This is a genomic window from Methylobacterium sp. ME121, assembly GCF_000974725.1.
In the GTDB taxonomy this organism is placed as follows: domain Bacteria; phylum Pseudomonadota; class Alphaproteobacteria; order Rhizobiales; family Beijerinckiaceae; genus Methylobacterium; species Methylobacterium radiotolerans.
This window is the reverse complement of sequence record NZ_BBUX01000043.1, coordinates 42,238-48,237: the sequence shown is the minus strand read 5'-3', so window position 1 is coordinate 48,237 and position 6,000 is coordinate 42,238. Positions and strand designations below refer to the sequence as shown.

The following is a 6,000-nucleotide window of genomic DNA, read 5'->3' as shown; positions in this document are numbered from 1 at the left end:
CCAGCCGCACACACTTGGCGCGGGGTGGAGCAGCCCGGTAGCTCGTCAGGCTCATAACCTGAAGGTCACAGGTTCAAATCCTGTCCCCGCAACCAAATCCCGACACACAGAACCCGCCGCGCCCCCAAGCGCGGCGGGTTCTGCGTTTGTCCGCACCCGGACCGGGCCGGAACGCCTCATCCGGTTCGCCGTCGGTCCCCTTCCAGATTCTCCGTCGCTCGCCGCGCAGGTCCGATCGCCGACAGGCTCTCTGAGGTTGTCCTCTCGCCCTTGAGGTATCGACCGGCGACGCCCTCCGAATGCACAATCGACGGGCAGAAACGGACTCGGAAGCTCTATAGCCTGCGCCGCATCGCACCTTCGGCTGTAGAGCGAGGACCCTTCCCGATCGTAAGGACAATCTGGCAATATCGATTGCGCACAAGCGAGAATCTGGCAGGCATTATTCCTTGAGGTTGAGCGATCAAGATCACTCTTCTTACGCTATTTGGGACCGTATACCCCAATTCCGAATTTAAGACTTGACCCATCTTCCAGATGCGATTGTATCAGGCGTCCGAATCGCGACGCAGTGCTTGCGTTCTGGCGAGTTTCGTCATCACGAGAAGGCAACGCACACGACATGGCCCAGTCGAACGGCGGCTCTCTCCGCTTCGTCACGCTCGCCTCCGAGATCGTCTCGGCCTATGTGAGCCACAATCACGTGCAGAGCGCGGATCTGCCCGGCCTCCTCAACGAGGTGCACGCGGCGATCCGGGGGATCTGCGACGCCGGCCAGAGCCAGCCGATCGCCAAGGCGACGGCGCAGGAGATCCGGCGCTCGATCAATCCGGATTTCCTGATCTCGTTCGAGGACGGGAAGCCCTACAAGACGCTGCGCCGGCACCTCACCCTGCGCGGCCTGACCCCGGAGGCCTACCGCGCCAAGTGGGGCCTCGCCTCGGACTACCCGATGACGGCCCAGAGCTATTCCGAGCAGCGCTCGCAGCTCGCCCGCTCCCTGGGCCTCGGTCAGCCGCGCGCCGCCGCGGCGGCCGCGCCCGAGAACGAGCCCGCGCCGCAGCCCGCCGGGAAGCGGCGGGCGCGCAGCAAGGAAGCCGTCTGACGGCGACCGCCCCCCCTGCGGCGAAGGTGTCGTCGACCTGCCGCAATCGACCCCGATAGCGTGAGGCCGCACGGTGCGCCTGCCTTCTCTCGGCCTGGACGGCGCGCCCGCCCAGACGCCGGAGCCCTGCATGCTGACCCGCCTCACCCTGCCCGCCCTCGTCGCAGCCCTGCTGGCCGCCAGCCCGGCCGCGGCGCAGATGGCGCGGACGGAGACCCGGGAGCCTGCGAAGGACGGCACCGCGAAGGTCGTGCCGCTCAGCAAGGCCGACGTGCAGCTCTCCTTCGCACCCGTGGTGAAGCGGGCCGCGCCGTCGGTGGTGAACGTCTACGCCTCCCACGTGGACAAGCGCTCCAGCGCGCGCACCAGCGCCATGGAGGAGTTCATGCGCCGCTTCTTCGGCGAGCCGGAGGGCGGTCGCGGTCCCCGGGGTGACCGGGCGCAGCGGTCCCTGGGCTCGGGCGTCCTGGTCGATGCCGACGGGCTCGTGATCACCAACAACCACGTCATCGACAACATGAACGAGGTCCGGATCGCCCTGGCGGATCGCCGCGAGTTCGAGGCCACGATCGTGATGCGCGACACCCGCACCGACCTCGCGGTGCTCAAGATCAAGGAGCCGCCGAAGGGCCTCGTGCCGATGCCGTTCGGCGATGCCGACGCCCTGGAGGTCGGCGACTTCGTGATGGCGATCGGCAACCCGTTCGGCGTCGGCCAGACGGTGACGCAGGGCATCGTCTCGGCCCTGGCGCGCACGCAGGTCGGCTCGGCGGACTATCAGTACTTCATCCAGACCGACGCGGCGATCAACCCGGGCAATTCCGGCGGCGCGCTGGTGGACCTGCGCGGCCAGCTCGTCGGCATCAACACCGCGATCTACTCGCAATCGGGCGGCAGCCACGGCATCGGCTTCGCGATCCCGGTGGGCATGGTCAAGGCGGTGGTCGACGCCGCCCGCGACGGGGCGAGCGTGGTGCGCCGGCCCTGGCTCGGGGCGCGGATCCAGAGCGTGACCCCCGACATCGCCGACAGCATGGGTCTCGACCACCCGACCGGCGTGCTGGTGGCGAGCCTCCAGCCCAAGAGCCCGGCCGAGGAGGCGGGCCTGAAGCGCGGCGACCTGATCCTCACGGTCGACGGCCAGGAGGTGGCCGACCCGGAGGCCTTCGGCTACCGCTTCGCCCTGAAGGGCGTGCAGGGCCACGCCCGGTTCGGGATCCTGCGCGGCACGGCCCGGCAGACGGTCTCGGTCAAGCTCGCCCCGGCTCCCGAGACGCGCCCGCGGGACGTGCTCAAGGTGAAGACCCGCTCGCCGTTCGTCGGCGCGACCCTCGTCAACACCTCGCCGGCGGTGGCCGAGGAGATGCAGGTGGACTTCCCGGCTGAGGGCGTGGCCGTGCAGGCGGTGGACGAGAACTCCATCGCGGCCCGGGTCGGGCTGCAGAAGGGCGACGTGATCGTGGCGGTCAACGGCGTGCCGATGTCGACCACCAAGGATCTCGACCGGGTCACCCGCAACAGCCTCAATTCGTGGGAGGTCGCGATCAACCGCAACGGCGAGATCCTGACCTCGGTGTTCGGCGGCTGATCCCGTCCGGGGGCGCCAGGTCCGTGGCCGTGGGCAAGCCCCGGCTCCCGGCTTGCGCCCCCGGCCGCGCCCGGTGTTGATGCGCGGATGTCCGACCTGTTCGCCTCCGCGGAACCGCCTCCCGCGCCGGATCCCGGCCGCGCCCCCGGTGCCGAGGCCGCCCGCCCGCTGGCGGACCGGCTGCGCCCGCAGACCCTCGCCGAGGTCGTCGGCCAGGAACACCTGACCGGGGAGGGCGGGGCGCTCACGCGCCTGCTGCGGGGACGGACGCTCGGCTCGCTGATCTTCTGGGGACCGCCCGGCACCGGCAAGACCACGGTGGCGCGGCTGCTCGCCCAGGGCACGGACCTGCATTTCGAGCAGATCTCGGCGATCTTCTCCGGCGTGCCCGACCTGCGGAAGGTGTTCGAGGCCGCCCGCAAGCGCCGGGCGACCGGGCAGGGGACCCTGCTGTTCGTCGACGAGATCCACCGGTTCAACCGGGCGCAGCTCGACGCCTTCCTGCCGGTGATGGAGGACGGGACCGTCACGCTGGTGGGCGCGACGACGGAGAATCCGTCCTTCGAGCTCAACGCCGCGCTCCTGTCCCGCGCCCGGGTGCTGCTGTTCCGGGCGCTCGACCCGGGCGCCGTCGCGCGGCTCCTGGTCCGGGCCGAGGCGCTGACGGGCCAGGCCCTGCCGCTCACCGAGGAGGCCCGGGGCGTGCTGGTCCGCATGGCCGACGGGGACGGTCGGGCGGCCCTGACGCTGGCGGAGGAGGTCTGGCGCTCGGCCCGACCCGGCGAGACCCTCGACGCCGAGGCGCTTCAAGAGATCGTGCAGCGGCGCGCGCCGATCTACGACAAGGCGCAGGAGGGCCACTACAACCTGATCTCGGCGCTCCACAAGACCGTCCGCGGCTCGGACCCGGACGCGGCGCTCTACTATCTCTGCCGGATGCTCGATGCCGGCGAGGACCGGCTGTTCATCGCCCGCCGGCTGGTGCGCATGGCGGTGGAGGATATCGGGCTCGCCGACCCGCAGGCGCTGGTGGTGGCCAACGCCGCCAAGGACGCCTTCGACTTCCTCGGCAGCCCCGAGGGCGAGCTGGCCCTCGCCCAGGCGGCGATCTACCTCGCCTGCGCGCCGAAATCGAACGCCGTCTACACCGCCTACAAGGCCGCGACGCGCCTCGCCAAGGAGGCGGGCTCCCTGCCGCCGCCGCGCACCATCCTCAACGCGCCGACCAAGCTGATGAAGCGGATCGGCTACGGCGAGGGCTACCGCTACGACCACGACGAGCCCGACGCCTTCTCGGGCCAGGATTACTGGCCCGACGCGCTGGGGCGCCAGCACCTCTATCAGCCGACCGAACGGGGCTACGAGAACCGCATCGCCGAGCGGCTCGACCGCTGGGAGGCGTTGCGGAAGGAACGGCGCGGGGAGGGGTAGGCGGCCTCACAGATCGAGGGGCGCGTTGTCGATCACCTCCTTCATCACGAAGAAGGTCCGGGTCTGGCGCACCCCCGGCAGGCCGATCAGCGTGGCGCTGTGGAGGCGGTTGAAGTCGGCCATGTCGGAGACCCGGATCTTCAGCATGTAGTCGAAGTCGCCGGCCACGAGGTGGCAGTCGAGGAGCGCGGGAATCGCCCGCACGGCCGCCTCGAATTCCGAGAAACTCTCGGGGGTCGAGCGGTCGAGCACGACGCCGACGAAGACCAGGGTGCCGCGTCCGACCCGCATCGGATCGATCAGCGCCCGGACCGCCCGCACGAACCCGTCCGCGAACAGGCGCTGGATCCGGCGATGGCAGGTGGCCGCGCTGGTGCCGACCCGCTCGGCGATCTCGGCATTGGCCATGCGCCCGTCCGCCTGGAGGAGGCGGAGGATCTTCTGGTCGATCCGGTCGAGCCCTGCGGACATGGACGATTCTTTCAGGGTCACAGCTCAATCCGGAATTCTCTGCAGCTGAGGCGCCCAGCAACGCAAGTGGCGGGATGTCTGAGCTGAAAGATCGAGAGCACCTTTCATCGCGGATCGGGTAGTTTTCCCCGCGCCTCGAAGACGGAGCCGGGCCTCGCGCCGGGCCGTCCCCGGCCGCGCCCCGAGACCCAGAGAGACCCGATGCTGGACAAATTCGAGCGCTATCCCCTGACCTTCGGCCCGACGCCGATCGAGCCGCTCAAGCGCCTGACCGCGCATCTCGGCGGGGAGGTCGAGCTCTACGCCAAGCGCGAGGATTGCAATTCCGGCCTCGCCTACGGCGGCAACAAGCTGCGCAAGCTCGAGTACATCGTGCCGGACGCCATCGCGAGCGGCGCCGACACGCTGGTGTCGATCGGCGGCGTGCAGTCGAACCACACCCGCATGGTCGCGGCGGTCGCCGCCAAGATCGGGATGAAGTGCCGGCTGATCCAGGAGGCCTGGGTGCCGCACGAGGACGCGGTCTACGACCGGGTCGGCAACATCCTCCTGTCGCGGATCATGGGCGCGCAGACGCAGCTCGTCGATGACGGGTTCGACATCGGCATCCGCGATTCGTGGAAGCGGGCGCTCGCCGAGGTCGAGGCCGAGGGCGGCAAGCCCTACGCGATCCCGGCCGGCGCCTCCGTGCACAAGTACGGCGGGCTCGGCTACGTCGGCTTCGCGGAGGAGGTCCGCAAGCAGGAGGCCGAGATGGGCCTGCGCTTCGACTACGTGGTGGTCTGCACGGTGACGGGCTCGACCCATGCCGGCATGCTGGTGGGCTTCTCGGCCGACGGGCGCGCCCGCAACGTCATCGGCATCGACGCCTCCTGCACACCGGCCCAGACCAAGGCCCAGGTCCTCGACATCGCCCAGAACACCGCCGCCCTGGTCGGCGCGGGCGACATCGTGGCCGACGACGTGGTGCTCAACGAGGATTACGCCTACCCGGTCTACGGCGTGCCCTCCAAGGAGACCGTGGAGGCGATCCGGCTCTCGGCCCGGCTCGAGGGGATGATCACCGACCCGGTCTACGAGGGGAAGTCGATGCAGGGCATGATCGACCTCGTGAAGAAGGGCTTCTTCCCGAAGGGCTCGAAGGTGCTCTACGCCCATCTCGGCGGCGCACCGGCGCTGAACGGCTACAGCTACACGTTCCGCAACGGCTGAGGCGGGATCGGAAGGCCTGCCCGGCCTCTCCCTTCCACCCGCCCCTGTCCTGAGGTGCGGCGAAGCCGCCCCGAAGGAGCCCTCCTTCGGGGCCTGCGCTCCGGCGCCTCAGGACGGGGTCGCGCGTGGGACCGGTCGGCCGGCACCCGCGTCGTCCCACCTGCCCTATATGGCGGCCTGCGCCAGCAACGGC

General features: G+C 70.0%; 5 protein-coding genes and 1 tRNA gene. 5 read left to right on the top strand and 1 reads right to left on the bottom strand.

The window, feature by feature from the left end:
* The first annotated feature begins 18 nt into the window (after nt 1-18).
* From ME121_RS22115 to ME121_RS22100, 4 genes are all read left to right on the top strand, one after another.
* Nucleotides 19-95, top strand: a tRNA-Met gene (locus tag ME121_RS22115).
* A 527-nt stretch (nt 96-622) separates the two neighbouring features.
* Nucleotides 623-1,105: a Ros/MucR family transcriptional regulator gene (locus ME121_RS22110; protein ID WP_012318500.1), complete on the top strand. Its 483-nt coding sequence runs from the start codon at nt 623-625 to the stop codon at nt 1,103-1,105.
* 130 nt (nt 1,106-1,235) lie between these two features.
* On the top strand, nt 1,236-2,693 hold the full coding sequence (locus ME121_RS22105) for a Do family serine endopeptidase (RefSeq protein WP_024830494.1): 1,458 nt from the start codon (nt 1,236-1,238) through the stop codon (nt 2,691-2,693).
* A gap of 87 nt (nt 2,694-2,780) precedes the next feature.
* Nucleotides 2,781-4,124 (top strand): replication-associated recombination protein A, encoded by a 1,344-nt coding sequence (locus ME121_RS22100; protein ID WP_012318502.1) that lies wholly within the window; start codon nt 2,781-2,783, stop codon nt 4,122-4,124.
* 6 nt (nt 4,125-4,130) lie between these two features.
* Here ME121_RS22100 and ME121_RS22095 read toward each other — a convergent pair whose 3' ends face one another.
* Complete coding sequence (locus ME121_RS22095; RefSeq protein ID WP_041372296.1) at nt 4,131-4,595, bottom strand: Lrp/AsnC family transcriptional regulator; 465 nt, start codon at nt 4,593-4,595, stop codon at nt 4,131-4,133.
* Between the two features lie 201 nt (nt 4,596-4,796).
* On the opposite strand from ME121_RS22095, the gene ME121_RS22090 reads away from it, so the two are divergent.
* Nucleotides 4,797-5,807 carry a 1-aminocyclopropane-1-carboxylate deaminase gene (locus ME121_RS22090; RefSeq protein ID WP_012318504.1) on the top strand — a complete coding sequence of 337 codons (1,011 nt, stop codon included), beginning with the start codon at nt 4,797-4,799 and terminating at the stop codon, nt 5,805-5,807.
* The last annotated feature ends 193 nt before the right edge of the window (nt 5,808-6,000 follow it).

Bases quoted from the DNA above. Each gene is read 5' to 3' on its own strand.
- ME121_RS22110 (WP_012318500.1), top strand. From the start codon at position 623: ATGGCCCAGTCGAACGGCGGCTCTCTCCGCTTCGTCACGCTCGCCTCC.
- ME121_RS22095 (WP_041372296.1), bottom strand. From the start codon at position 4,595: ATGTCCGCAGGGCTCGACCGGATCGACCAGAAGATCCTCCGCCTCCTC.
- ME121_RS22100 (WP_012318502.1), top strand. From the start codon at position 2,781: ATGTCCGACCTGTTCGCCTCCGCGGAACCGCCTCCCGCGCCGGATCCC.
- ME121_RS22105 (WP_024830494.1), top strand. From the start codon at position 1,236: ATGCTGACCCGCCTCACCCTGCCCGCCCTCGTCGCAGCCCTGCTGGCC.
- ME121_RS22090 (WP_012318504.1), top strand. From the start codon at position 4,797: ATGCTGGACAAATTCGAGCGCTATCCCCTGACCTTCGGCCCGACGCCG.